Origin of the sequence: Pseudomonas duriflava (assembly GCF_007830155.1) — a bacterium.
Taxonomy (GTDB): domain Bacteria; phylum Pseudomonadota; class Gammaproteobacteria; order Pseudomonadales; family Pseudomonadaceae; genus Chryseomonas; species Chryseomonas duriflava.
In genome coordinates, this window is the sequence record NZ_VLKY01000007.1 from 250338 (window position 1) to 274898 (window position 24561).

28 protein-coding genes are annotated in these 24561 nt (G+C 52.5%); 1 reads left to right on the top strand and 27 read right to left on the bottom strand.

Going from position 1 to position 24561, the window contains the following annotated elements; genetic code table 11:
* Positions 1 to 66: 66 nt before the first annotated feature.
* The 4 genes from fliA to flhA form a co-directional block, all read right to left on the bottom strand.
* Entirely contained in the window at positions 67 to 807 is a 741-nt protein-coding gene (gene fliA, locus IQ22_RS12285) for an RNA polymerase sigma factor FliA (RefSeq protein ID WP_145142164.1), read from the bottom strand.
* Entirely contained in the window at positions 804 to 1631 is an 828-nt protein-coding gene (fleN, locus tag IQ22_RS12290) for a flagellar synthesis regulator FleN (protein ID WP_167654171.1), read from the bottom strand. Before fleN ends, fliA begins: the two co-directional genes overlap by 4 nt.
* 139 nt (positions 1632 to 1770) lie before the next feature.
* Entirely contained in the window at positions 1771 to 3102 is a 1332-nt protein-coding gene (gene flhF / locus IQ22_RS12295; RefSeq protein WP_145142167.1) for a flagellar biosynthesis GTPase FlhF, read from the bottom strand.
* Between the two features lie 10 nt (positions 3103 to 3112).
* A complete protein-coding gene (gene flhA / locus IQ22_RS12300; RefSeq protein ID WP_145142247.1) occupies positions 3113 to 5200 on the bottom strand; it encodes a flagellar biosynthesis protein FlhA in 2088 nt (695 codons plus the stop codon).
* A 296-nt stretch (positions 5201 to 5496) separates the two neighbouring features.
* Between flhA and sodC the strand changes: the two genes are divergently transcribed.
* A complete protein-coding gene (sodC, locus tag IQ22_RS12305) occupies positions 5497 to 6024 on the top strand; it encodes a superoxide dismutase family protein (RefSeq protein WP_145142169.1) in 528 nt (175 codons plus the stop codon).
* Between the two features lie 29 nt (positions 6025 to 6053).
* On the opposite strand, the gene flhB is transcribed toward sodC, so the two are convergent.
* The 23 genes from flhB to rfbB form a co-directional block, all read right to left on the bottom strand.
* Positions 6054 to 7190: a flagellar biosynthesis protein FlhB gene (flhB, locus tag IQ22_RS12310; RefSeq protein WP_145142171.1), complete on the bottom strand. Its 1137-nt coding sequence runs from the start codon at positions 7188 to 7190 to the stop codon at positions 6054 to 6056.
* A 12-nt stretch (positions 7191 to 7202) separates the two neighbouring features.
* Positions 7203 to 7979 carry a flagellar biosynthetic protein FliR gene (gene fliR, locus IQ22_RS12315; protein WP_145142173.1) on the bottom strand — a complete coding sequence of 259 codons (777 nt, stop codon included), beginning with the start codon at positions 7977 to 7979 and terminating at the stop codon, positions 7203 to 7205.
* A gap of 3 nt (positions 7980 to 7982) precedes the next feature.
* Complete coding sequence (fliQ, locus tag IQ22_RS12320; protein WP_145142175.1) at positions 7983 to 8252, bottom strand: flagellar biosynthesis protein FliQ; 270 nt, start codon at positions 8250 to 8252, stop codon at positions 7983 to 7985.
* 10 nt (positions 8253 to 8262) lie between these two features.
* Positions 8263 to 9057, bottom strand: coding sequence for a flagellar type III secretion system pore protein FliP (gene fliP / locus IQ22_RS12325; RefSeq protein ID WP_145142249.1), 795 nt, complete (start codon positions 9055 to 9057; stop codon positions 8263 to 8265).
* Between the two features lie 76 nt (positions 9058 to 9133).
* A complete protein-coding gene (gene fliO / locus IQ22_RS12330; protein WP_145142177.1) occupies positions 9134 to 9547 on the bottom strand; it encodes a flagellar biosynthetic protein FliO in 414 nt (137 codons plus the stop codon).
* A gap of 3 nt (positions 9548 to 9550) precedes the next feature.
* A complete protein-coding gene (gene fliN, locus IQ22_RS12335) occupies positions 9551 to 10009 on the bottom strand; it encodes a flagellar motor switch protein FliN (RefSeq protein WP_145142179.1) in 459 nt (152 codons plus the stop codon).
* Positions 10010 to 10071: 62 nt separating this feature from the next.
* A complete protein-coding gene (fliM, locus tag IQ22_RS12340) occupies positions 10072 to 11043 on the bottom strand; it encodes a flagellar motor switch protein FliM (protein ID WP_145142182.1) in 972 nt (323 codons plus the stop codon).
* Positions 11044 to 11051: 8 nt separating this feature from the next.
* Positions 11052 to 11564: a flagellar basal body-associated protein FliL gene (fliL, locus tag IQ22_RS12345; RefSeq protein ID WP_145142184.1), complete on the bottom strand. Its 513-nt coding sequence runs from the start codon at positions 11562 to 11564 to the stop codon at positions 11052 to 11054.
* Positions 11565 to 11706: 142 nt separating this feature from the next.
* A complete protein-coding gene (locus tag IQ22_RS12350) occupies positions 11707 to 12993 on the bottom strand; it encodes a flagellar hook-length control protein FliK (RefSeq protein WP_145142186.1) in 1287 nt (428 codons plus the stop codon).
* A gap of 86 nt (positions 12994 to 13079) precedes the next feature.
* On the bottom strand, positions 13080 to 13433 hold the full coding sequence (locus IQ22_RS12355) for an Hpt domain-containing protein (protein WP_145142188.1): 354 nt from the start codon (positions 13431 to 13433) through the stop codon (positions 13080 to 13082).
* A gap of 81 nt (positions 13434 to 13514) precedes the next feature.
* Positions 13515 to 14039 (bottom strand): ATP-binding protein, encoded by a 525-nt coding sequence (locus tag IQ22_RS12360; RefSeq protein WP_145142190.1) that lies wholly within the window; start codon positions 14037 to 14039, stop codon positions 13515 to 13517.
* Positions 14039 to 14344 carry an STAS domain-containing protein gene (locus IQ22_RS12365; RefSeq protein ID WP_145142193.1) on the bottom strand — a complete coding sequence of 102 codons (306 nt, stop codon included), beginning with the start codon at positions 14342 to 14344 and terminating at the stop codon, positions 14039 to 14041. Before IQ22_RS12365 ends, IQ22_RS12360 begins: the two co-directional genes overlap by 1 nt.
* A gap of 21 nt (positions 14345 to 14365) precedes the next feature.
* A complete protein-coding gene (gene fliJ / locus IQ22_RS12370) occupies positions 14366 to 14815 on the bottom strand; it encodes a flagellar export protein FliJ (RefSeq protein ID WP_145142196.1) in 450 nt (149 codons plus the stop codon).
* A 6-nt stretch (positions 14816 to 14821) separates the two neighbouring features.
* Positions 14822 to 16168 carry a flagellar protein export ATPase FliI gene (gene fliI, locus IQ22_RS12375; RefSeq protein ID WP_145142198.1) on the bottom strand — a complete coding sequence of 449 codons (1347 nt, stop codon included), beginning with the start codon at positions 16166 to 16168 and terminating at the stop codon, positions 14822 to 14824.
* Entirely contained in the window at positions 16158 to 16949 is a 792-nt protein-coding gene (gene fliH, locus IQ22_RS12380) for a flagellar assembly protein FliH (protein WP_145142200.1), read from the bottom strand. The genes fliI and fliH overlap by 11 nt, the downstream gene beginning before the upstream one ends.
* Positions 16950 to 17072: 123 nt before the next feature.
* Positions 17073 to 18086 carry a flagellar motor switch protein FliG gene (fliG, locus tag IQ22_RS12385; RefSeq protein WP_145142202.1) on the bottom strand — a complete coding sequence of 338 codons (1014 nt, stop codon included), beginning with the start codon at positions 18084 to 18086 and terminating at the stop codon, positions 17073 to 17075.
* Positions 18073 to 19881, bottom strand: coding sequence for a flagellar basal-body MS-ring/collar protein FliF (gene fliF / locus IQ22_RS12390; protein WP_145142204.1), 1809 nt, complete (start codon positions 19879 to 19881; stop codon positions 18073 to 18075). Before fliF ends, fliG begins: the two co-directional genes overlap by 14 nt.
* A gap of 14 nt (positions 19882 to 19895) precedes the next feature.
* Positions 19896 to 20270 carry a flagellar hook-basal body complex protein FliE gene (gene fliE / locus IQ22_RS12395; protein ID WP_145142206.1) on the bottom strand — a complete coding sequence of 125 codons (375 nt, stop codon included), beginning with the start codon at positions 20268 to 20270 and terminating at the stop codon, positions 19896 to 19898.
* A gap of 237 nt (positions 20271 to 20507) precedes the next feature.
* Positions 20508 to 20870 (bottom strand): ComEA family DNA-binding protein, encoded by a 363-nt coding sequence (locus tag IQ22_RS12400; protein ID WP_145142208.1) that lies wholly within the window; start codon positions 20868 to 20870, stop codon positions 20508 to 20510.
* Positions 20871 to 21072: 202 nt separating this feature from the next.
* The gene (gene rfbD / locus IQ22_RS12405; protein ID WP_145142210.1) at positions 21073 to 22002 is read right to left on the bottom strand and encodes a dTDP-4-dehydrorhamnose reductase; all 930 of its coding nucleotides are present in this window, start codon (positions 22000 to 22002) and stop codon (positions 21073 to 21075) included.
* On the bottom strand, positions 22002 to 22535 hold the full coding sequence (rfbC, locus tag IQ22_RS12410; protein ID WP_145138781.1) for a dTDP-4-dehydrorhamnose 3,5-epimerase: 534 nt from the start codon (positions 22533 to 22535) through the stop codon (positions 22002 to 22004). The genes rfbD and rfbC overlap by 1 nt, the downstream gene beginning before the upstream one ends.
* The gene (gene rfbA / locus IQ22_RS12415) at positions 22535 to 23416 is read right to left on the bottom strand and encodes a glucose-1-phosphate thymidylyltransferase RfbA (protein ID WP_145138777.1); all 882 of its coding nucleotides are present in this window, start codon (positions 23414 to 23416) and stop codon (positions 22535 to 22537) included. The genes rfbC and rfbA overlap by 1 nt, the downstream gene beginning before the upstream one ends.
* A 65-nt stretch (positions 23417 to 23481) precedes the next feature.
* Positions 23482 to 24546 (bottom strand): dTDP-glucose 4,6-dehydratase, encoded by a 1065-nt coding sequence (gene rfbB, locus IQ22_RS12420; RefSeq protein ID WP_145138774.1) that lies wholly within the window; start codon positions 24544 to 24546, stop codon positions 23482 to 23484.
* Between the last annotated feature and the right edge of the window lie 15 nt (positions 24547 to 24561).

The window sequence follows — 24561 nt, forward strand, 5'->3', positions numbered from 1 at the left end:
AAGTCGACCTCCGTCCTTACCTCAACGCGCCCGCTCAAAGGCTCGTCATTTCATTCATGGTTATTTTCAGCGCGAACGCCATTCAGCCAGACGGGCCCGTAGACGCGCCGCGCACTGACTGTGCAATTGACAGACCCGGGACTCGCTGACCCCAAGCACCTCTCCAATTTCCTTAAGGTTCAACTCCTCGTCGTAGTACAGCGACAAGACGAGGCGCTCACGCTCTGGAAGACTGGCAATGGCATCCACCAGTGCACGCCTGAAGCGCTCGTCTTCCAACCCGCGACCTGGCTCGAAATCATGAGAGCCGCTCTCTTCGAGACCATGCTCTCCCTCTTCCATCAAGTCATCAAAGCTGAACAGTCGGCTCCCCTGCGTATCGCTGAGAATGCCGTAATATTCTTCAAGCCCTACTCCAAGTTCGGCAGCAACTTCAGGATCTTTAGCGTCACGACCTGTTCTTGCCTCTACGGCACGAATAGCATCAGCCACCATACGGCTGTTGCGGTGCACCGAACGGGGCGCCCAATCGCCCTTGCGGACTTCGTCCAGCATGGCTCCGCGGATACGGATACCGGCATAGGTCTCAAAGCTTGCACCTTTACCGGCATCGTATTTTTTCGCCGCCTCGAGCAGGCCGATCATTCCCGCCTGCATGAGATCCTCTACCTGCACATTGGCAGGCAGACGAGCCAGCAAGTGGTACGCAATGCGCTTTACCAGAGGCGCATATTGGTTGATCAACTTCTCCTGCTGAGAGTGCGTCTGAGATTTGCTATACATGCGGAGACCGCTGGACGCTGTCATACATTAGGCCCTACAGTGGGTTGCACTAATCGTTCAACGAAAAACTCCAGATGACCACGTGGATTGGCCGGTAACGGCCAGGAATCCACTTTTTGCGCGATCATCCGAAATGCCTGGGCGGCTTTTGAGCGCGGGAATGCTTCGTAAACCGGCCGCTGCTTTTGCACCGCCTTGCGCACGCATTCGTCAAAAGGAACTACGCCCACATATTGCAGAGCCACTTCAAGGAAACGGTCAGTTACCTTGGTTAACTTTGCGAAGAGATTACGTCCTTCCTGGGGCGTCATTGCCATATTGGCAAGCACGCGGAACCGCGTAATTCCATGGTCGCGGTTGAACATCTTGATCAGAGCATAGGCATCAGTGATAGAAGTCGGCTCGTCACAGACCACCAGCAGAACCTCCTGCGCGGCACGTACGAAGCTAACAACCGAGTCACCAATGCCAGCAGCCGTATCGATAACCAAGACATCAATGTCATAACTGATTTCACTAAAGGCCTGGATCAGTCCGGCGTGTTGCAAGGCGGTTAGCTGCACCATACCCTGCATACCCGACGCAGCCGGTACGATTCGGATACCGCCGGGCCCCTGCAGAATCACATCGCGCAAGTCACACTCACCAGCCACTACATCAGACAGTGTTCGCTTCGGTGCCAGACCGAGCAAAACGTCAACATTCGCCAACCCTAAATCGGCATCGAGTAACATGACGCGCCGGCCCAGGTCAGCCAACGCAAGCGAAAGGTTAACCGAGACGTTGGTCTTACCTACGCCGCCTTTGCCTCCTGTCACTGCGATTACCTGTACGGGATGCATACCCATTTACTTGCGCACCTATAAAAAACCAACCAGCCCACAGGGCGTTCTTGGTGGAGCCGGTCTTCATGAAGCGAACCGGCTAGCACTGTATTAAAGCGTTTCCCTACACTTTCCTGACGCAGCAGTCTGCTGCGCTTGCTAGCTAGCCGGCACGCTGGGCTGGGCGTTGATATAGCTCAGCAAACATGTCAGCCATGATTTCTTCGCAAGGCTCATCCGGAGATTGGCGATTCACCGCGCGGCTCACCAATTGGTGGCTACGGGCAATCTGCAAATCGTCTGGGATACGAGGACCGTCAGAGAGATAGGCTACCGGGATATGATGGCCTATTGCCAGCCCCAATGCTTCTCCCAAACTGCCCGCCTCGTCCAGCTTAGTTAGCATGCAGCCCGACAGACCGCAGCGCTTGTAAGAGTGATAAGCCGATTTTAGTACTTGACTCTGGCTAGTAACGGCCATCACCAGATAGTTACGGATGTTTAGTTTTGGATTGGCTAAGGCTTCAAGCTGCAGACGCAGTGCAGGATCATTGGCCGGAAGACCTGCCGTATCGATGAGAACCATGCGCTTGCGGGCAAAAGGCTCAAGGGCATGAGCAAGTGATTGACGTGGATCCACGATCGCTACCGGTACATCCAGAATATGCCCTAGAGTCTTGACCTGCTCCTGCGCACCGATACGGTGGCTGTCCATGGTAACCAACGCCAGACTTTGCGCGCCGTACTTCAACACATAGCTTGCCGCCATTTTGGCCAAAGTGGTGGTCTTGCCTGCGCCAGCCGGCCCTACCAGCGCAACTACACCACCCTGCTCCAACAGATCGATTTGCGGTGTATCAAGAGCCTGAGCCAAATAAGCCAATACCATGCGCCAGGCCTGACGGGAATCACTTACATCCGCTACACGGTTCATCAGGTTACGGGACAGATCAGCCGGTAAACCCATGCGCTGCAAACGGCGCCAGATATTCGCCTCGTCTGGACGCTTGCTCTGCATTTGCCCCCAGGCAATGGAACCCAGCTGCACCTCGATAAGCTCTCGCAAACCAACCAGCTCAGAGCGCATGGCTTCCAGAGCGCGGCGTTCTTCAGCAATAACGGCCTTAGTAGCTGCGGTGGGATCGACGGCTACAGCGCTTGGCTTAGGCTCCGACAAAACAGGCTCTTGACGGGTGTCTGGCTTTTCGATGCCAAGAAGTTGACTGCTCTTAGCCTGTACATCAGACAGACCCGGCGCACGAATAGACAATTGAGCATGGGCCTCAGCGATACGCACTTGAGTCTTACGCAGCTCGGCTTCCAGAGCGGTATTCGGCAGGCTTGGCGCAGGTGTCTGGTAATCCAGCGCAGCGGTTAGCTCAATGCCGCCAGCAACACGACGGTTACTCAGGATAGCGGCATCCGCACCCAGTTCGTCACGGACCATTTTCATAGCCTGTCGCATATCAGCAGCAAAAAAGCGTTTAACTTGCATGGTTCAAACCTCAGCCGTTCTGGCCAACCGTTGCGATAATGGTGACTTGTTTGTTATCCGGAATTTCCTGATAAGCCAGTACAGACATGGTAGGGATGGCCATCCGAGCGAACCGTGACATCATCGCTCTGATTGCACCGGCAACTAATAACACCACCGGCTTACCCATCATTTCTTGACGCTGTGCTGCCTCTACCAGAGACCTTTGCAATTTCTCGGCCATTCCTGGTTCCAGGAACATGCCATCTTCTGCACCTTGTCCGGCCTTCTGCATACCATTAAGCAACATCTGTTCCAATCTCGGCTCAAGCGTGATAACCGGGAGCTCTGGCTCCAAACCGATGATGTTCTGGACAATTGCACGGGATAAGGCTATCCGAACTGTCGAAACCATGACGGCAGGATCTTGACTCCGCGGCGCAACATTGGCAATCGCCTCGGCTATCGTACGGATATCCCGAACCGATACCTGTTCATGAAGCAATTGCTGAAGTACCTTAAGCAGCCCAGACAGTGAAATCATGCCAGGCACCAGCTCCTCAGCCAGTTTAGGCGAGCTTTTCGCCAACAGTTGCAAGAGCTGTTGAACCTCTTCGTGCCCGATGAGTTCATGGGCATGCTTCTGGAGCACCTGATTCAGGTGAGTTGCAACTACCGTACTGGCATCCACAACGGTATAGCCCAAGGACTGCGCCTGATCACGTTGACTTGCGTCGATCCAGACGGCGTCCAGACCAAACGCCGGATCTTTAGCAACTACCCCGTTCAGGTTACCGAATACCTGCCCCGGATTAATGGCCAGCTCCCGCTCAGGATAGATCTCAGCTTCGGCTACGTTGACGCCCATAAGCGTTAAACGATACCCATTGGGCATCAGTTCAAGGTTGTCTCGAATGTGAACGGATGGCATCAGGAATCCCAGCTCTTGTGAAAGCTTCTTGCGGACACCCTTGATACGGGTCAACAGTTCGCCCCCCTGGTTGCGATCCACCAATGGAATCAGCCGGTAGCCAACTTCAAGGCCTACCATGTCTACAGGCATGACATCATCCCAGCCCAACTCCTTGGCATCAGCCGGGCGTTGGATCGGAGCAAGATCCTGCTGTCGCTTGGCTTCCTGCTCAACTGCTACCTTAGCCTTACGCTGACGATTCCAAATGAAATAAGCGCCCCATCCCGCCAAACCACCCAGCCCCAGGAATGGGACGTGCGGCATACCGGGTACCAGGCCCATTGCAATAATGATCATGGCAGACACAGCGAGCGCCTTGGGCGATGCGAACATCTGGCGATTGATTTGCTCACCCATGTCTTCCGAAGAAGACACACGAGTCACCATGATGGCAGCGGCAACGGACAGTAGCAGCGAAGGAACCTGAGCTACAAGGCCGTCACCAATGGTTAGCAAAGCGTAAATCCGGCCAGCATCGGCAAAGCTCAAGTTATGCTGCAGCGTGCCGATAGCAATACCGCCGATCAGGTTGATAAATAGGACAAGCAAGCCTGCAACAGCATCGCCACGGACAAACTTGCTAGCACCGTCCATCGAGCCATAGAAGTCAGCCTCCTGGCCTACTTCCATACGCCGACGCTTGGCCTCGGCTTGGTCAATGATGCCGGCATTAAGGTCAGCGTCGATCGCCATTTGCTTGCCCGGCATGGCATCCAGAGTAAAGCGTGCCGATACTTCGGAAATACGGCCGGCACCCTTGGTCACAACTACGAAGTTGATGATCATGAGGATCGCGAAGACTACCGCGCCGACCACGTAGTTACCACCGACCACTACGTCACCAAAAGCCTGGATCACGCTGCCTGCGGCCGCATGCCCATCGTGACCGTGCATAAGAACGACTCGGGTAGACGCTACGTTCAGGGCCAGACGAAGCAGTGTCGCAACCAACAGAATCGTAGGGAAAACAGCAAAATCCAACGGCCTGAGCGCATAGACGCTGACGAGCAGCACCACGATTGACAAGGCAATGTTGAATGTAAAGAGGACGTCCAACAGGAACGGTGGAATCGGCAGCGTCATCATACCGAGCATGGCTAGAACCAGGATCGGCACGGCCAAATTGCCCCTGCTCAGGGTACGCATGTTGGTTAAGATTTGCCCGTGATTGACCTTCACTGCTGTTCCTCTTGAATGCCTTGCTATCAATCTTTTGACGTCAGTCAGACGTGATGCAAGCTCCAGAGCAAGCAACGGGCCAAGTTGCTATTTTGTATGCAGATATATTGTAAAGCTGCCACCCATCCTTACATCGCCAGGGTAGCTCTAGGTTTGGACGCTGAGTTGGAACGGTGATGATGGCTGCCAGAAGAAACCTCTGCGTCAATCAAAGGTCCTTTTCACGAGACCCGCTTCTTTATGCTCATAATCAGGAGTTCTCAATGAAAAAATGGATCGCAGCTACCGTGGCAACTATAGGCTTTATTAGCATGGCCCATGCCAATGAAACCCTTACCGTCCCTATGCAGGTCACTACCGAAAAAGGCCCAGGTGACAGTGCTGGCAGCGTCACTATCACCACGAGCCCGCACGGCCTTGTCTTTACTCCCCACCTGACAGGACTAGAGCCTGGCATTCATGGCTTTCATATCCATGCCAAAGCAAGTTGCGATGCCGCGGAGGTAGATGGTAAAAACACGCCGGCTGGCGCGGCGGGCGGACATTGGGACTCGGAGAACACTGGCAAGCACGGTACACCCTGGGGAGATGGGCATATCGGTGATTTGCCTGCGCTTTATGTAATGAGCGACGGCACAGCTAATCAACCGGTACTGGCGCCACGCCTGAAAGATCTTGATGCCTTGAAAAATCATGCTCTCATGATTCATGCAGGCGGTGATAACCATGCCGACCAGCCCAAACCGCTTGGCGGCGGCGGAGCTCGTATGGCTTGCGGCGTCATTAAATAAGCGAAGGCCCTGCACAAGCAGGGCCTCCTTTATTCGTCGCGCTGTAAATCCGGCGGGATCGGAAGGTCCCGCAGTTTGTCCGGACGACGCCCTCGCCCTTCCTGGTACTGCCGGAGCTGATAGACATAAGCCAATACCTGAGCAACTGCTATATACAAGCCTGCTGGAATCTCCTGGTCGATTTCAGTCGAGTAGTACACCGCTCGCGCCAAGGCTGGCGACTCCAGCAGCGTGATCGCATGCTCTTGTCCAATCTCGCGAATTTTCAGCGCTGTAAAATCGTTCCCCTTGGCCACAAGTACCGGCGCCCCGCCTTTCTCAGCATCATATTTCAGCGCTACGGCATAGTGGGTGGGGTTGGTGATGATCACATCGGCTTCTGGTACTGCAGCCATCATGCGCCGCTGCGCGATTTCCCGCTGCACTTGCCGGATTCGCCCTTTTACCTCTGGTTTCCCCTCACTGTCCTTGTATTCATCCTTGATCTGCTGCTTGGTCATCATCAGCTTTTTCTTGTTGCTGTGCAGCTGGAACGGCACGTCTACCGCGGCGATGATGAACAGGCCTATGGATAACAGCAACGTGGCATGACCGGCCACTTGAATACTGTGCAAGATTGCATTGTTTAATGGCTCCTTGGCAATTGCCAGCAAGGCGTCACGCTCTGCGGACAAGACTAGCAAGGCAATGCATAAGATCAGCACAAACTTGATTAAAGCTTTGCCCAACTCCATAAGCGAATGTGTTGAAAACATGCGCTTGAGACCCGAGGCAGGATTCATTCGGTTGAATTTAGGCTGCAGGCTTTTGCCTGAAAACAAGAAGCCTCCCAAGGTGATCGGCCCAATGATCGCAGCCAATAACAGCACCAGGAGAATCGGCATCATCCCCAGCATGGCGGTCTTGCCAGATGCCAGTAACAGCAACCCCATGTTCCGCTCGTCTAGCACAGTTTCACGGGTTAAAGAGAAATTCCCACGCATTACATCAAGCAGCGCTTGCCCGAGCGTGGCACCAAACATGAGCAGCCCGCCTACACCACTTAATACGACGGAAAACGTGCCCAGCTCTTTTGAGCGAGGCAGCTGGCCTTCCTCGCGCGCCTCTCGTTTACGTTTCTCGGTGGGTTCCTCTGTGCGGTCTTCACTGCTGGATTCATCCGCCATGGGACCTCCTCCTTAGCGCGCCCGGACCAACTCGCGCAGCCATTGCAGCGCCTCGGTCACGAGAGATTGATACTGCGACAGGATATCGGCAGTGCCGATCCAAATGATGACCAGCCCCAGGCCGACCGTAAGCGGCATGCCGATCGAAAAAATATTGAGCTGCGGCGCTGCACGCGTCATGACACCAAAGGACAGGTTGATGACCAGAAGCGCCGTAACGGCAGGCAACACCAATAGCACACCAGCGCCCAGCACCCAACCCAGCTTGCCTGCTATATCCCAATAATGATCAACACTAAGCACATCCCCTACAGGCAATGTCGTAAAGCTTTCTACAAGAATCTCAAATACAACAAGATGGCCATTCATGGCTAGGAAAAGCAAGGTTACCAGAACAGTAAAGAATTGGCCGAGGACAGGCACGGAGATACCATTTGCCGGGTCCACCATTGAGGCGAAACTCAAGCCGGCCTGGATCGACAATAATTGTCCGGCCACTACAAAAACATGGAAAAACAACTGAAGGCTGAATCCCATTAAAGCGCCGATCAAGACTTGCTCGGCAATCAGCGGTAGCGCCTGAACACTAATGGCGTCCACCTGCGGCATAGGTGGTAGGGTTGGCACCAGCAGAGCCGTGAAAGCCAGCGCCAGGTACAACCTCACACGGGCCGGTACGAGGTTGGTACCAATGATAGGCATAGTCATAAACAGGGACGCGATGCGAATCAGCGGCAGAAAGAAACTACCTACCCAACCACCAATCTGCGCATCGCTCAGCTCTAGCATCGATCAGCCAATTACCAGCGGAATATTGATGATAATGGCCCGCATAAAGTCCATGAGCTCACGAATCATCCAAGGCCCGAGCACGATCAACGTCAATAAGGTGACGATTAGACGTGGCAGAAAACTCAAAGTCTGCTCGTTGATCTGGGTTGCCGCTTGAAACATTGACACGATCAACCCTACACACAGGCTAGGCAGAATCAGAATGCCTACCAGCAAGGCAGTGAGCCACAGGGCCTGTCTAAACAGGTCGACAGCTATTTCAGGCGTCATGGTTACCTCTCTATACCGTACCGAAGCTGCTGGCGAGGGTGCCCATAATGAGCGCCCAGCCGTCCACCAATACAAACAGCATTAGTTTGAACGGCAAAGAAATAATCATAGGTGACAACATCATCATACCCATCGCCATTAGTACGCTGGCCACCACCAAATCGATAATGAGGAAGGGAATAAAAATCATGAAACCGATCTGAAAGGCAGTTTTCAACTCGGATGTTACGAACGCTGGCACCAAGATCGTTAAAGGCGCCTCATCAGCACTTGGAATGTCTGTCCGCTTGGAAAGTCGCATGAACAGTTCAAGATCTGACTGACGGGTCTGCCCCAACATAAAATCCTTAATTGGCCCCTCTGCACGACCGATGGCCTCCTGCGCAGACAACTGCTCATTCAGATAGGGCTGGAAGGCTGTGGTGTTGATACGGTCAAATACCGGCGCCATGATGAACAGCGTCAGAAAAAGCGCCATGCCAATCAACACCTGATTCGAAGGTGTTGTTTGCAATCCCAGCGCCTGTCGCAAAATAGCAAAGACGATAACGATCCGCGTAAAGCTGGTCATCAACATGACGAAAGCCGGAATAAAGCTCAGCGCCGTCATAATCAACAGGATTTGCAGGCTTACCGAGTATTCCTGTTGACCTTCCGCATTAGTACTAAGCGTAATCGCCGGAATAGAAAGCGGGTTGGCAGTAGCAGAAGCGTTTTCCTGACCAAAGGCCAGAGGTGTTAGAAGCGCCAGGATCACTAACAACCCGTAGCGCCAGAACTGTCGATCAGGCAATAACCTGCGCATAACAACATCAGTTATAACAGTCAGCACCTATCTGTGCTCCTCATCAACCATGGGAAGCACTTGGTCAACACATGAATCATAGCTTGTCCTTGGGTTCGCGACTGATCAACTCGAACAACCGCTGGGCAAACTCCGGCGAGGCCGGCTGTTCCTCAGCTAGGCGTACCGGCTCCTGCATAACATGCAAAGGGGTAATACGCCCAGCCGTCAGCCCAACCAATACCTGCTCCTGGCCTACTTGCACCAGAACCAGCCTTTCGCGTGGCCCCAGGTGCTGAATCGCGACCAGTTTGATGACCTGATTACTCTTAGGCCCTACTTGCTGCATTCGTCGCACCAACCAAGCCAGCCCTAGAATAAGGCCGATGATCAATAGCAACCCAAGCAGTATCTGGGCTACTTGCGACCCTACGTTAATAGGAGGGACAGCTGTTTCAGCCGCCAGTGAGGCCAGCGGCAAAACCGCCAGTAGAGCCATGAGCATGCGCATAGGTCAGCGTAGTTTCTTGATGCGTTCACTAGGGCTGATAACATCGGTCAGCCGGATGCCGAACTTCTCATTTACCACCACCACCTCGCCATGGGCAATCAGCGTACCGTTAACCAATACGTCAAGCGGCTCACCGGCCAGGCGGTCAAGCTCGATTACAGAGCCCTGATTCAGTTGTAGCAGGTTCCGGATAGAAATGTCTGTATGTCCAACCTCCATAGAGATCATGACTGGAATATCCAGAATCACATCCAGGTTCGGGCCTTCCATACCGGAAATCGAAAGATTACCGCCTTTCGAGCCGTTGAATTCCTCCATGGGTGCCCGCGCGGGACCTTCACCACCCTGCATCAAGGCATCGATTTCGGACTGGTTGGAGTCACCGGACTCTTCCATGGCAGCAGCCCATTCATCGGCTAGAGCCTGTTCTTCGCTGCTGGTGCTTTGGTTGTGGTCTGCCATCTTAACCTCAGTGTAAAGCGTTGGGCGCTAAGGGCCTAAATAAGGGTTTAAGTTCTTTCGTGCTAGCGCAAACTTTTAACCGGTTCAATAATTTGCAATGCTAAATTACCTCTTTTCGAGCCCATTTTGACTTTGAAAGTAGGCATTCCGTTAGCACGCATCAACATCTCTTCAGGCAAATCGACTGGAATAACGTCACCCGGCTGCATGTGCAGAATGTCGCGCAGCCTAAGTTGACGACGGACCACAGTTGCCTGGAGCGGTACGCGAATGTCCAACAGATCCTCTCGCAGTGCCTTGACCCAACGCTCGTCCTGATCGTCCACATCCGACTGAAAACCAGCATCGAGCATTTCACGAATCGGCTCGATCATTGAATACGGCATGGCGATATGCAGCTCCCCACCACCGCCGTCGAGCTCGATCGTGAACGAGCTGACCACGACTACTTCATTGGGGCTCACGATATTGGCCATAGCCGGGTTGACTTCAGAGTTTATGTACTCGAACTGACAAGCCAGCATCGCACCCCAGGCCTCTTTCAGATCGACGAAACATTGATCCAGCACCATCCGCACCACACGTAACTCGGTAGGTGTAAACTCACGACCCTCAATCTTGGCATGTCGGCCGTCGCCACCAAAAAAGTTATCCACGAGCTTGAAAACCAGACGCGCATCGAGAATGAACAGCGCCGTACCACGCAGTGGCTTGATCTTCACCATGTTCAAGCTGGTCGGCACATACAGGGAGCGGATGTATTCACCAAACTTCAGGACCTGTACGCCGCCTACCGATACGTCGGCGGAACGGCGCAACAAGTTAAACATGCTCACACGGGTATAACGGGCAAAGCGCTCGTTAATCATCTCCAGAGTCGGCATGCGACCACGCACAATCCGATCCTGGCTGGTCAGGTCATATCCTCTAACGGTACCAGAAGGCGCTACAGCTTCCGGCTCTACCAAGCCATCATCAACGCCATGCAGGAGCGCATCGATTTCATCCTGGGAAAGTAAATCTTGCACAGCCATGATGATTCCTATTGCAAGACGAAATTAGTGAATAAAACTTGTTCTACGGTAGGCTGCCCCACTTGCTTCTGAGCAAGCTCCTGAATACTCGATGTTGCCTGCTGGCGAAGCAGCTCCTTTCCAACCGGCGTCAGTAAGGTATCGAAGTTTTGTCCGGAGAACAGCATGACTAATTGATTGCGGACTTGCGGAAGATGGGCTTTAAGAGCATCCATTTTGACCTGATCACGTCCCATGAGAGCCACACCGATCTGCATGTAACGTTGCCGACCATTCATATTGAAATTGACCACAAAAGACGGCGTTAATTTTTCATAAATAGCAGGTAATCGGACAGGCGCAGCAGATTCGGTCTTTGCCGTCTCAGCCTGCTGGACTTTCTTGTTCATGACAAACCAGGTACCTCCCACCGAAGCCCCCACCGTCAACAACAGCCCGAGCACTACAATAATGATCAGCTTGAGCTTGCCTTTCTTGGCTGGTTGGGTGCCGTCATCAGGCGCCTTTTCTTTCTTGGCCATATCTATGGATATCCATTGCGTGAAAAATCAACCGTCGTCGCTCTGTAGTGTCGGAACGGCGACGGTACTATCAGGTTCTGTGCAGGAAAGATGCCAGGGGCAGGGCTGCGCCATAAAGTCTTATAGTCATACTTCCTAAGTCTTACGCGTAGTAATCCACATGCCCGTCATCGCGCTTAAGCGTGGTTTGCACAGGCGTTTCGATCGTCATGCTGCCAACCTGTTCGACTGCTTCGTCCTGATGCAAGCCGGTTGAGCGACCGGAACCAGGGCGACTATCTCCCTGCGATCCTTGCCAGCTACGATGCATAGACTGATCGGAGACGTTCACATCCAACGTCATACCCTGCTGTACGAAAAGATCGCGCAACCGCTGCGACTGGCTGTCAAGCGCATCACGAACCGCCGCATGAGGACTGGCAAAAGTGACCTGCGTCTGTTCAGGCGACATCTGAATACGTACCTCCAGACGCCCCAAGCCTGCCGGCTCCATCTGGATATCGGCCGACTTGAGATTCTGACTCGACATCCACATAACTCGATCCACTACCGCCTCACTCCACCCAGGCTGGTTCATAGGAACAGGCTGGCCGGGGACGGTTGGCATTACGGGGCGGGTTGTCTGCGCTGATGCAGACATCGCTTGAGTCAGCGCACCGAGTCGATCCGTAAAGGATTCGGCTTTCGCAGCGGATGTACCTTTTCCATCATCAGCTTCCGATAAAAGCTGCAAGGCATCTCCAGCCAAGTCTCCCTCTGTCGCCACCTGCTCGGAAAGCACCGTCGCCATCATTATTGGCTGCTTGGAGACATCCGTATTAACTTGCTGAGTTAAAGCATTGGCCTTTGTGTCAGCATTTGGAGCAACCGATCCGGAAAGGCGCGACACCTCCTGCAAAGAGGATGTGCCTTCCAAAATCAATGTATCGGTTGGCAACAAGGCTACCGCTGGATTATCGGCGCCTTCTTCCACCATCTCTAACGCTGACGTCAAAGAATTGCCGCTCAAGGAAGGCGGTATTGCAGGCTCTTCCGGTAACTGACCAGTCATACCTAGCAGCAGTAACGGATCCAGCTGCGCTTCAGGTACAGGCTCCTCCTCCTCGCCTACCGGCAAAGACTTGCCGCTATCGGCAGAGGCCGTTTTTTTCTCAGCAGGTGCTGCATTGGTTCGAGTCGGCACCTCAGTATCCCGCTCCTGAGTCGACTTACTCGCACGCTCGGGCTTCTCACTCATTTCTCGACGCTCCACGCGTGCGGATTGAGTGGGCTCCTTGCGGGCAGGTTGCTGCTCTTGGGCATAGAGCTCGGCAAAGCTTGTGGTGTCTTTTCGAGACGCTTCGCCAGCCCGTTCGGATGATGGCGTCATCCGGGTTGCCGAGCGGAGGTCAGGCGTCGACGACAGCGTAAGGTCGGAGGCGACAGCCATAAAATTGCTCCAGTGATGAGATCTGGAGCGAGAGAAGCAAAGCTTAGGCCAAGTTATGAGTTATACTACGCAGACTGGCGGAAAGCTTAACGATAACGCTGCCGCTCAGACTTAAATAATATGCGCACAATGGCGAACTCACGCTGAATCTGCTCGAGCTTTTCACTGATTATCGAATAGGAAAGGCCTCGGCGAGCAGCCTCCTCCAAGTCGCGGCATAAAGCAGTCAAGGCTACAGCTCCCATGTTGCTGGAACTGCCCTTAAAGCTATGAGCAAGGTGCTTGATTTCGCCTAAGTCCTCCGCTTCACATGCCTGCTTGAGCCCACGGATACGCTCTTCCGAATCGAGAATATAGGTATCAAGCAGATTTCCATATTCGTCTTCCATAACGTCCTGCAAGGCGATAAGCGCTTCGTTATCCAAATGGGGCAATGACATATAGGGTCTCATTCACCAGGACGGTTATCCGATGAAACTGCAAGTTATCAATGGGCTCGTACAGAGGATGCACACAGCCTATCAAGTCGAAATATCCGTTGCCACGAAAATGGCACATACTTTACCAGTAGCACTTTGCCATAAATTATCTTTACAAAGATAACGTACTAAAGGCAGCCCTCTACCAGCATAGGAGGGAAAGGTTAATGAACCCTGCAATACAGCCTTCAAATCGAATCCAGGTCCAGAATCTCCTACCTCGACCTGAATCACTGCCCTTCCCTCCTGATGGCTCCAGGTCAGATCAAGTGTTACGAATCCATGACGTAGTTTCGCCAGACGTTGCTTTCGCTGTGCCAGAAAATATGAAAACCCGGCCGCATCGCATTTCAGATTAGAATCCAGCCGCAGGAGACCATGATCTATTGCATTGTTCAGCAATTCATTTAGGACGAGCTGCGTCTTGATATGCAAAAGGCTCTGGCCAAGCTCAGGAGGCAGCCAGTCGCCCAGCAACTCATTTATAGAAAAACCCCGCGCGAGGCACTTGGCATCTAGCCGCCACGACTTTAGCCCTGTATTGCCTGGCAGTAATAGAGCTGTCATCAGCGCAATGTAAACAGCACATTAAACTGCGCAAACTCAAAAATCTCGCGTAAGGCGGCTCCACAATTGATCAAACGCACATTCGCCTGGTCGCCTCCAGCATGGTCTCTAAGCAGCAACAGCATCCCTAACGCTGCGCTGTCTACATAAGTTGTTTGAGCTAAATCAACTATATAGCGCTCCGGCGTCGAGACCGTTTCCTCGTAAGCACGGCGAAACGCCTGATGGGTACTAAAATCGAAGCGACCTTCGATCCGCAGCGTAAGCTCTTTTCCGTCAGCCGACGGCAAGGCAATAATTCCCATGCAACGCTCCTTCCGGAATTACTAGTAGGCACGCGCCCTCTGTAATAACCGTTGAGACATTTCATCCAGCTGCTTCTGCTCGTGCTTATCATCGACCAGACGCTGCTCCTGGCGATACCGCTGTACTAGCTTGCGCAGCCCTTCAAGGCGAGCATATCGCTGTTGCCAAGCTTGCCGGGCTTTTGTGACAACTTCACGATGCCAGGCAGCACTACGCTCCTGCTGTGCAATCGCGTCCTCGAGCTGGCTCAGGAACCGCTGGTAACCAATCATCCATTGTCCAGAAACGCCTTGACTTCCCGCATTCAACCACTGCTTGTGGTAATCGTCTCGATACTGCTGCAAATCGGCTAGTTTCTGCTCAGCTTGCATGAGCTGCGCCTGGCACTTACCCAATTGCCGGGCCGCCTCACGCTCCTCCTGCTCGCTCATATCGATCACAGGAGCCAAACGTGCTGCACGACCTTTCATGTTCTATTATCCTTCCAACACGGCATTTAAAAACTGCTCGCTCTGCTCTAGCGACTCGCTTTCATTCAACGCCTGTCGCAGATACTGCTGCATGACAGGGTAGCGCTTGATAGCCTGATCCGTTTCCGGATCACCGCCTGGCACATAGGCCCCTACGCTGATCAAGTCGCGACTTTGCTGGTAGCGGGACCATAGTTGTTTAATACGCTGCGCATTACGTAAATGCTCCTGACTGACCACCTGCGGCATCACTCGGCTGATAGAGGCCTCAATGTCGATAGCAGGGTAATGTCCCTCTTCTGCCAGGCGACGCGACAAGACGAAGTGTCCATCCAATACACCACGAGCAGCATCGGCAATCGGGTCTTGTTGATCATCGCCCTCTGAGAGCACCGTATAAAAAGCCGTAATGGAACCACCACCTTTTTCGGCATTACCGGCTCGCTCTACAAGGCTAGGTAACTTGGCGAACACTGATGGCGGATACCCTTTAGTTGCTGGCGGCTCACCAATAGCCAAAGCGATTTCCCGCTGCGCCTGGGCGTAACGTGTCAAAGAATCCATTAAAAGCAGGACATTCTTGCCCTTATCGCGAAAATATTCAGCGATACGCGTGCAATACATGGCGGCACGTAGACGTAGCAGAGGAGCATCGTCTGCAGGCGACGCCACAACAACAGAGCGCTTGATGCCCTCCTCGCCCAAAATCTGCTCGATGAACTCTTTTACTTCCCGGCCCCGCTCGCCAATCAGCCCGACCACAATAATGTCGGCCTTGGTAAAGCGGGTCATCATGCCCAAAAGCACGCTCTTGCCTACCCCAGTACCGGCAAACAAGCCAAGACGTTGCCCGCGACCCACTGTCAACAAACCATTAATACTGCGAATGCCTACATCCAACGGCTCGCTAATAGGATGACGCTTGAGCGGGTTAATTGTAGGCCCATCGATCGGCACCCAATCTTCAGCACGCATCCGGCCTTTGCCATCAAGCGCATTGCCTAGACCATCCAGGATACGTCCTAGCATCGACATGCCCATCGGCAGACGCCCTGTATCAGGGAGAGGAACAACTCGGGCGCCCGGAGCAATGCCTGCCAAGCTACCAATTGGCATCAAAAAGGTACGATTGCCGGAGAAGCCCATGACTTCTGCCTCTACCTGTGCGGGCTGATAGCTTCCTCCATTGATAACCTGACAGCGACTCCCTACGGCAGCACGTAAGCCTTCAGCTTCGAGTGTTAGCCCCACCATGCGCAAGAGACGCCCCTCAATCACAGGTTCGCCCGGCAGGCTGACTGCATCGATATAGCCACCCATACGCCGCTGAAAGCTCAAGCGATCAAGATGCATCAGCATCGCCCTCGAGAGAGATATGCATGTCAGGTTCAGCAGGCTGGGTCGCCTGATGACGTTGCTGCTCGGCGAGCTGGGTCATGGCCTGTGCAATACGCGTCTCGACACTGGCATCGATGACGCTGTGCTCACTTTCGATACGGCAGCCGCCCGGCAACAAGGCTTCGTCCTCCAGAAGCTTCCAATGCTCATCATGACGGTCACGCAACGCCTTGACCAAATCGAAATCTTGAGGACTCAAGTGAATCCGGATGTTACTTGCCCCCATCGGCAACAGTTTGAGCGCCTCACGCAAAATCTGCCGCAATTGGCTGGAATCCTGAATCAGTTCACGCTGAATGACCTGTCGGCTTACATGGCCAACCAATCGCACTAAAGCCTGTTCAAGCTCACGATCCTGCTGGGCAATAGGCTCTAGTAAATGCCCCATCAATATCTCAAGACTACTCAGCTTGCTCTTAAGGGCAACTTCAGCCTCCTGACGCGCCTTGACCTGCCCGGAATGGAATCCCTCCCGCTCGCCCGCCATGAATCCTTCGTTATAAGCTTCTTGATAAGCCTCTTGACGTATCGCCTCGAGCTCCTCAAGCGTCAATGGCTTGACTTCCTCGATCGGCACTTCTTCAATCGAAGATGGTTCTATGACAGGTTCAGGCTCCGGCTCAGGTATATGAGTTTCCAGATCGGGCTGTGGGCCGTCAAAATCAGGGAGGAGCCATCGTTCGAAGACATTTATCTGCTTCGCCCGAATCAAGTCAGTGCTCTCTGCTTTGTTCATTGCTGTACCCGACAAGAAAACCACAATTGGTTCAGCACAAAGCAAGGCCTGGGCCAAGTCACAATAAAAAACCCGGCTGCCACCTGAAAAGGCAGCAGCCGGGTTGATCAAAGCGATTCAGTGTTAAACCATTTCCTCGCCACCCTTTGCACCTAGAACAATTTCTCCCGCCTCGGCCATTCGACGTGCCACGGCGATGACTTCTTTCTGAGCACTTTCCACTTCAGAGATACGCACCGGTCCACGCGACTCAAGATCATCACGCAGCAACTCGCCAGCACGCTTGGACATGTTGCGGAAGAACTTGTCCTTGATCCCATCGTCTGCGCCCTTTAGCGCTAGCACCAGAATATCGGAGGACACTTCGCGCAATAGCGCCTGAATACCACGGTCGTCCACATCCACCAGATTGTTGAAGACGAACATAAGGTCTTCGATCTGGCTGGACAGTCCGTCGTCTACTTCGCGGATAGCATCCATGAGCGGAGCTTCCACTGCGCTGTCCAGGTGGTTCATGATGTCTGCGGCACGCTTTACTCCTCCCAGCGTTGTACGTGCCGAACTGGCGCTACCAGAGAACTGCTTTTCTAAAATCGTATTTAATTCTTTTAACGCTGCCGGTTGTACCGTATTAAGTGATGAAACCCGCAAGATGATATCCAGCCGAATCTTTTGATCGAAGTGCGCCAAAACTTCAGCGGCCTGATCGGCATCCAGATAGGCCACTACAATCGCCTGAATCTGTGGATGTTCATAACGGATCACATCGGCTACAGCACGAGGCTCCATCCATTTTAGACTGTCCAAACCACTGGTATTTCCACCCAGCAAGATTCGGTCGATCAAGCCGTTAGCCTTATCCTCACCCAACGCCTGGGTAAGCATCTTACGAATATATCCGTCTGTGCCTACACCCAAGCTGGTTTGCTCACCAACCACCTCGATAAAGCTACCCAAGACATGCTCAGCCTGATCACGGCTAATGTTGCGTATCTGCGCCATGATCGTACCGACACGCTGCACTTCCTTAGGCCCCAAGTGGCGTAGGATCTGAGCCGCATCGGCTTCACCCAGAGAGAGCAACAGGACTGCAGCCTTGTCGACATTGCTCATGGTACTAAAATCATTCGTCGGCATTGATCCAGTCCCTCATGACTTGGGCTACAAGACCCGGGTCTTCAGCTACCAATTGCTTGATAGCATTGAGTTGCACTTCGTAATTCTCACTTGGCCCCGGCAGCATAAGAGCAGAAGGACTAGCCAGGCTTACTTTGTCTTCGGACAGGTCATCACCTAGACCGTTAACGCCGCCACCGGCCATATTTCCAGCACCACCGTCAGCCAGCGCCAGCTCCTTGCCTTTGTTTCCACCCGCCAGATTGTTCAGAACCGGGCGCAACACACCGAATACAAGGACCAGGATGAACAGTATGCCCAGGGCCTGCTTCACCACATCCCAGAACCAGGGTTGCGAGTAGAACGGAATGTTTTCGATATCATCTGCAGTCATCGGCGCAAACGGCGCGTTGATCACACTAACACTGTCGCCACGACTAGCATCGAAACCTACAGCGTCCTGCACTAGACGAGTAAAGCGTGCCAGATCATCCGCACTCCAAGGTGTACGGCTTACCTCTCCTGTCGCCGCATCAATCTTGACCTGATCATCCAGCACTACCGCCACGGACAATCGACGCACTCGACCTTGCTGCTGGCGGGTGTAGCTGATGCTACGGTCCAGCTCATAGTTTCGGGTACTCTGGTCACGCTTATCAGTTGGGTAAGGTAGCGTAGCAGGTAGACCAGTCTTTGGATCATTAATGAACTGCTCGTTCGGGTCACGTAATGGTTGTCCAGGCGGCATGTAGTTGGGGCCCGCAGCACCCGCTGCCGCTCTTTCCGGCGCAGCGGCTGGCCCTGGAGGCTGATTAGACAACGCACCCGGAATACCTTGCGGACCACCGCCAGCCGTTTGGCGCTGCTCGGTATTAATCTGCTCGCTACGCAGAGCTGGCTGATCAGGATTAAATTGCTCCGATGTAGACTCAACAGCACTAAAATCCACATCCGCCGACACTTCCGCCTTGAAGCGGCCATTGCCCACGACCGGCTGTATCATATTTTGGACACGCTGAGTCAACGTGCTTTCGATACGGTTGGTATAATCCAATTGCTTACCAGCAATACTTAGCTCCGATTGATTAAGCTGGTCGGAAAGCAGCGCGCCCTTCTGATCCACGACCGTAACCTGAGACTTGTTTAGCTCGGGCACACTGGTCGCCACTAAATTGACGATGGACATAACCTGCCCCTGATCCAGCGTACGGCCTGGGTAGATTTCTACGAGGACCGAGGCACTGGGTTTACGCTCATCACGGACGAATACTGAACTCTTTGGAATCGCCAGATGGACGCGGGCACTCTTGATATTGTTCAAACTTGAAATGGTACGCGCCAGCTCGCCTTCCAGCCCACGGCGATAGTTAGCCGCCTCCATAAACTGGCTGGTTCCGAGTGGTTGATCTTTGTCCAGCAACTCGAAGCCAACCATTCCATCCGTAGGTGCCACGCCTGCGCTAGCCATCTTCAAACGCGCACGGCCCAAGTCATCCGCTTTGACCAACAAAGCTCCTGTATTAGGATCAACCTTGTAGTTGATATCAGCCGCTGCCAACGTCTCGAGGACTTGGTTGGCATCCAGACCTGACATGCTGCCATATAAAGGACGATAGTCAGGCTGTTGTGACCACAGCACGACGGCAAAACCCAAGGCAACGCTTGCAGCCAAGCCCACCATGAGGCCCACTTGGCGTAGGATCGTCATCTCGGACAAATTGTCCAGAAATGCAAGGCCAGGAAACGATTTCTTTGGTGAGTCACCAGAACCGTTAGCCTTGGCGGGCACCGGAGTATTGAGGGCAGAGTCAGCCATGATTTACATGATCCTCAGATAGGCATCTGCATGATGTCTTGGTAGGCCTGAACCATCTTGTTACGGACTTGGAGCAGAGCCTGGAAGGAAACGCTGGCTTTCTGAGAGGCAATCATGACCTCGGTTAAATCTACTCCACCCTTCCCCATTTCGAAGGCACTAGCCATCTCATTGGAGACTTTTTGGGTTTCGCTTACTTTATTGATGGCCTGACCCAATAGATTTGAAAAGCTGGGCGTATCAACCACACCTCCTTCAACAGGGGAAGCCACTGGCCTTTTTGCCATGGCCTCGGTCTGCATGGACCGCATATCCAACATCAAACGGTTGAACTCTAAACCTTGCACTTCAGTACCCTCCGAACAGCGCAGTTTTTTGACACTGCACATTTAGCTATACCGAGACATAGCAATGGGGATGCCAAGTTTGCAAAAAACAGGAAGGGAAACCTAAAAGGCTTTAAAGAATGGGGCTGCCCGCGTTAGAAGCCCTTACTTTACAAAGCGCAAACGTTTTTAGAGCAACAATCAGACCTTTGCATAAAACCATGCAGACCTGATCCACGAGCCAAGCGACAAGTTTTTACATGCGAAACCTTGTCGCTGAGGCCAGAAGTAATAGACGGTTCAATTAGTCGTCAGAATTTCTCGATTCTTTTCGAGAATGGCTGGACCAATTCCTTTGACTTCCAGCAGCTCATCAACGGAGGCGAAAGGACCATGCGCTTCGCGATAGGCAATAATCGCCTTGGCTTTGGCAACCCCAACCCCCTTTAGATGCTTGTCCAATAATACAGCGTCAGCCGAATTGATATTAATCCTTTCGGGTTTAAACACTATACCGTTCGAGACGGCTGGATTCTTTGACTGAGGCTGGATCGGCTTAGCCGGGAAAGCGTAATGGAGGGGATCGCCATAGGTTTCAGCATAGGCCACAGAAGAGAAAACAGACGCAATGATCAATGTTAGAACAAAGATTGACTTGTGCATGATTGAGAGTCCTTTCATCACGTGCACAGGGAAGGGTTACGCTAAAATTTTAGCAAAGAAGCCAATATAGAAAAGCCTAGCAGCTCACGTAGTACATAATGTATTAAATATCCTAGGTTCAGTGCTATGCCACTATCAATCGCTCAAGATTTTCACAAAACACAGCGTTCAAATGACTAACAGCAGTTGAAAAGGAAGGTTACTAACCTACGAAGCGCTTAGAGTTAGCCTCTAATTGCTCTGTTTGTTCTCTTGCCAAAACAAACAGCACATCCGTTACTGCCTGCCGCCAATTGCTAGGCATTATTCCGAAGCGTTGTTGAAGAAGCGAACTGCTTAGCACCGAGTAGGAAGGACGCTTGGCAGGCGTTGGAAAATCATCTGTTGTAATTCCTCTAATGACAGGGCTACGCGTCAGCAGTCCCTTTTGCTTGGCTTGGTCAATAATATAACGGGCAAAAGCACACCAAGTAGTCGCTTTGTCTCCTCCAAAGTGATACAGGCCATAAGTACCTGAATCAGAGGACTGCGAAATCCGATGAGCGATTACCAGCAAAGCATCAGCAATATGACCGGCATAGGTAGGCGTTCCTTGCTGATCATCAACTACTTGTAATGTATCGCGCTCTCTTGCCAAGCGAAGCATGGTTTTCATGAAATTATTGCCATGCTCACTAAAGACCCATGCTGTCCGAAGAATGACATGTCGCGTACAAAACTCTTGTATACGACGCTCACCTTCCAGCTTGGTTAGTCCATACAGCCCTGAAGGTCCTACAGAGTCTTCAGGCGTGTATGGACTGACTGCCTCACCTGAAAAAACATAATCTGTAGAGATATGCAGCAATGCACAACCCTGTGTCTGACAAAGGCGAGCCAACACTTCAGGCCCTTTTATATTGGCACGAGACGCTGCCTCAGGTTCTATCTCAGCCTTATCTACAGACGTGTAGGCTGCAGCGTTAATCAAGACATCAGGCTTGAAACGCTGCAGCTGTTCGGCCACAGAGTGCTCGTCAGCAATGTCCAAAGTGGCACGCCCATGAGCCTCCCAAATCAGATCAGTTTGCTTTAAGCGGTCAATCAAGCACTGCCCTACCTGACCATTTGCCCCTGTGACCATTATTTTCATCAATAAAGCTCCGACAGACGCAGCCCTTGAGCGTCCTTAGCGGACAGTTGCGGCTCACTGACTTTCCAGTCGATACCCAAGTCAGGATCGTTCCAGATCAAACAGCCTTCATCGGTGGGGTCGTAATAATCAGTGCACTTATATTCAAAGTCAGCCGTCTCGGACAGCACTACAAATCCATGCGCCAAACCCGGCGGAATCCAAAGCTGTCGCTTATTGTCTTCAGAAAGAACTTCCGCAACCCAACGCCCGAAAGTCGGCGAGCCCTGACGAATGTCTACCGCAACATCCAACACTTCGCCTCGAACACACCTAACCAACTTGCCTTGAGGGCGGCTACGCTGGAAATGCAAACCGCGCAAGACGCCTCGGCAAGAGCGTGAATGGTTATCTTGAACGAAAGGTAGTGTTATCCCTGCCTTCTCTGCATAACGCTCCGCCTGGAACGTTTCCAAGAAAAACCCCCGCGCATCACCGAAGATACGCGGTTGAATGAGCTTTACGTCATCAATGACCGTATCGATCACTTCCATTAACGCGCTCCTGCAATCAGACGTGCCAGATATTGGCCATAGCCCGTTTTACTGAGCGCCTCCGCCTGCAAGGCGACCTGTTCTGTGGTTACCCAGCCTTTTTGCAAAGCGATTTCTTCAAGGCAGGCCACTTTTAACCCCTGGCGCTTTTCAATGGTCTGCACAAAATGCCCCGCTTCCAGCAAGGCATCATGTGTGCCGGTATCGAGCCAGGCGAAACCACGTCCTAATACCGACACGTTCAAATCGCCGCGACGCAGGTATTCATTGTTCACATCGGTAATCTCAAGCTCACCCCGCGGTGAAGGCTTGATATTAGCAGCGATATCCAGAACGTCATTGTCGTAGAAGTAAAGGCCAGTTACCGCATAGTTTGACCTGGGCTTCTTCGGCTTTTCTTCTATGCTTAACGCCTTGCCACTCTCATCGAAGTCCACCACACCGAAACGCTCGGGGTCAGCTACATAGTAACCAAATACAGTAGCGCCTTTTTCGCGCTGGGCGGCTTGAGCTAGACTTTGTGTAAAGTGTTGACCATAAAAGATGTTATCGCCTAGCACCAGACAAACATTGTCTTCACCAACAAACTCAGCGCCGATAATGAAAGCTTGCGCCAATCCATCTGGGCTAGGCTGTTCGGCATAACTTAGCTCAATGCCAAATTGGCTGCCATCACCCAACATACGCTTGAAGCCTGGTAGATCGGTTGGTGTAGAAATGATCAACACTTCACGAATACCCGCCAGCATTAGCACAGATAGCGGATAATAAATCATTGGCTTGTCGTATACCGGCAAAGACTGCTTGGATACGCCTAGGGTAATAGGATGTAAACGTGTCCCGGAACCGCCCGCTAGTAGAATTCCTTTGTACTTTTTCATAGAACATCCCTCTCAGCCAATTTAGGGGTTAGCGACACACATACAACGAGCTCGAACACCATTACTTAAACAGCCTCGCCCAAACGCTCCAGGCGATATTCCCCCGATAGCACACGCTGCCACCAGTCACGATTACTCAGATACCACTCGACCGTCTTACGTAAACCAGTTTCAAAGCTTTCCTGCGGAACCCAGCCCAGCTCGGTAGCAATCTTGCTGGCATCGATGGCATAACGAAGATCATGCCCTGGACGATCCTTTACAAAGGTAATCAGATCGCGGTACTGCTTTACGCCGGCTGGCTTGTTAGGCGCTAGCTCTTCAAGAAGCGAACAGATCGTTTCTACCACTTCAAGGTTACGCTTTTCATTATGCCCACCAATATTATAGGTCTCGCCTACCTGGCCTTTAGTGACCACGGTATAGAGGGCACGGGCATGATCCTCAACAAACAACCAATCACGGATTTGCGAGCCGTCACCATAAACCGGCAGAGACTTGCCGTGCATGGCGTTTAGAATGACGTGAGGGATTAGCTTTTCAGGAAAATGGAACGGGCCATAGTTGTTAGAGCAGTTCGTAATAAGTACTGGCAGGCCATAAGTACGGCCCCAGGCACGAACTAAGTGATCACTACCAGCCTTGCTGGCTGAATAAGGCGAACTGGGCGCATAAGGCGTGGTTTCGGTAAAGAGATCATCTGTACCGTGTAGGTCGCCAAATACCTCGTCCGTAGAAATATGGTGGAAGCGGAAAGCTTCTTTAGCTTCAGCCTCCAGCCCCAACCAGTAGGAGCGGGCTACTTCAAGCAGAGTCCCTGTACCCAAAACATTGGTACGAATGAACTCGGCAGGACCTTCGATTGAACGATCGACATGCGACTCGGCAGCCAGATGCATGACGGCTTGGGGCTTGAAGGTAGAAAATACCTTTTCAAGCGCAGCCTTATCGCAGATATCGACTTGGTGAAACTCATAACGGTCAGAAGAGGCAACCTCGTTCAGCGACTCCAGGTTGCCCGCGTAGGTCAGCTTATCAACATTTGCAACCTGACACTCAGTCTCATTAATCAAAAAACGGACCACTGCAGAACCAATGAAACCCGCACCACCTGTTACCAGAACTTTCATCCTGAACCTGCCTGA

Coding starts and splice junctions, on each gene's coding strand:
- rfbB (WP_145138774.1), bottom strand. CDS start 24,546: ATGAAAGTTCTGGTAACAGGTGGTGCGGGTTTCATTGGTTCTGCAGTG.
- fliO (WP_145142177.1), bottom strand. CDS start 9,547: ATGCGCATGCTCATGGCTCTACTGGCGGTTTTGCCGCTGGCCTCACTG.
- fliR (WP_145142173.1), bottom strand. CDS start 7,979: ATGCTAGAGCTGAGCGATGCGCAGATTGGTGGTTGGGTAGGTAGTTTC.
- fliL (WP_145142184.1), bottom strand. CDS start 11,564: ATGGCCAAGAAAGAAAAGGCGCCTGATGACGGCACCCAACCAGCCAAG.
- fliJ (WP_145142196.1), bottom strand. CDS start 14,815: ATGAAAGGTCGTGCAGCACGTTTGGCTCCTGTGATCGATATGAGCGAG.
- fleN (WP_167654171.1), bottom strand. CDS start 1,631: ATGGGTATGCATCCCGTACAGGTAATCGCAGTGACAGGAGGCAAAGGC.
- fliH (WP_145142200.1), bottom strand. CDS start 16,949: ATGAACAAAGCAGAGAGCACTGACTTGATTCGGGCGAAGCAGATAAAT.
- fliM (WP_145142182.1), bottom strand. CDS start 11,043: ATGGCTGTGCAAGATTTACTTTCCCAGGATGAAATCGATGCGCTCCTG.
- rfbC (WP_145138781.1), bottom strand. CDS start 22,535: ATGGAAGTGATCGATACGGTCATTGATGACGTAAAGCTCATTCAACCG.
- fliN (WP_145142179.1), bottom strand. CDS start 10,009: ATGGCAGACCACAACCAAAGCACCAGCAGCGAAGAACAGGCTCTAGCC.
- fliG (WP_145142202.1), bottom strand. CDS start 18,086: ATGCCGACGAATGATTTTAGTACCATGAGCAATGTCGACAAGGCTGCA.
- IQ22_RS12355 (WP_145142188.1), bottom strand. CDS start 13,433: ATGTCATTGCCCCATTTGGATAACGAAGCGCTTATCGCCTTGCAGGAC.
- fliA (WP_145142164.1), bottom strand. CDS start 807: ATGACAGCGTCCAGCGGTCTCCGCATGTATAGCAAATCTCAGACGCAC.
- flhA (WP_145142247.1), bottom strand. CDS start 5,200: ATGCGTACCCTGAGCAGGGGCAATTTGGCCGTGCCGATCCTGGTTCTA.
- rfbD (WP_145142210.1), bottom strand. CDS start 22,002: ATGAAAATAATGGTCACAGGGGCAAATGGTCAGGTAGGGCAGTGCTTG.
- flhF (WP_145142167.1), bottom strand. CDS start 3,102: ATGCAAGTTAAACGCTTTTTTGCTGCTGATATGCGACAGGCTATGAAA.
- rfbA (WP_145138777.1), bottom strand. CDS start 23,416: ATGAAAAAGTACAAAGGAATTCTACTAGCGGGCGGTTCCGGGACACGT.
- fliI (WP_145142198.1), bottom strand. CDS start 16,168: ATGCATCTTGATCGCTTGAGCTTTCAGCGGCGTATGGGTGGCTATATC.
- IQ22_RS12400 (WP_145142208.1), bottom strand. CDS start 20,870: ATGCACAAGTCAATCTTTGTTCTAACATTGATCATTGCGTCTGTTTTC.
- IQ22_RS12360 (WP_145142190.1), bottom strand. CDS start 14,039: ATGACAGCTCTATTACTGCCAGGCAATACAGGGCTAAAGTCGTGGCGG.
- fliF (WP_145142204.1), bottom strand. CDS start 19,881: ATGGCTGACTCTGCCCTCAATACTCCGGTGCCCGCCAAGGCTAACGGT.
- fliP (WP_145142249.1), bottom strand. CDS start 9,057: ATGCGCAGGTTATTGCCTGATCGACAGTTCTGGCGCTACGGGTTGTTA.
- fliE (WP_145142206.1), bottom strand. CDS start 20,270: ATGTGCAGTGTCAAAAAACTGCGCTGTTCGGAGGGTACTGAAGTGCAA.
- IQ22_RS12350 (WP_145142186.1), bottom strand. CDS start 12,993: ATGGCTGTCGCCTCCGACCTTACGCTGTCGTCGACGCCTGACCTCCGC.
- fliQ (WP_145142175.1), bottom strand. CDS start 8,252: ATGACGCCTGAAATAGCTGTCGACCTGTTTAGACAGGCCCTGTGGCTC.
- flhB (WP_145142171.1), bottom strand. CDS start 7,190: ATGGCGGATGAATCCAGCAGTGAAGACCGCACAGAGGAACCCACCGAG.
- IQ22_RS12365 (WP_145142193.1), bottom strand. CDS start 14,344: ATGGGAATTATTGCCTTGCCGTCGGCTGACGGAAAAGAGCTTACGCTG.
- sodC (WP_145142169.1), top strand. CDS start 5,497: ATGAAAAAATGGATCGCAGCTACCGTGGCAACTATAGGCTTTATTAGC.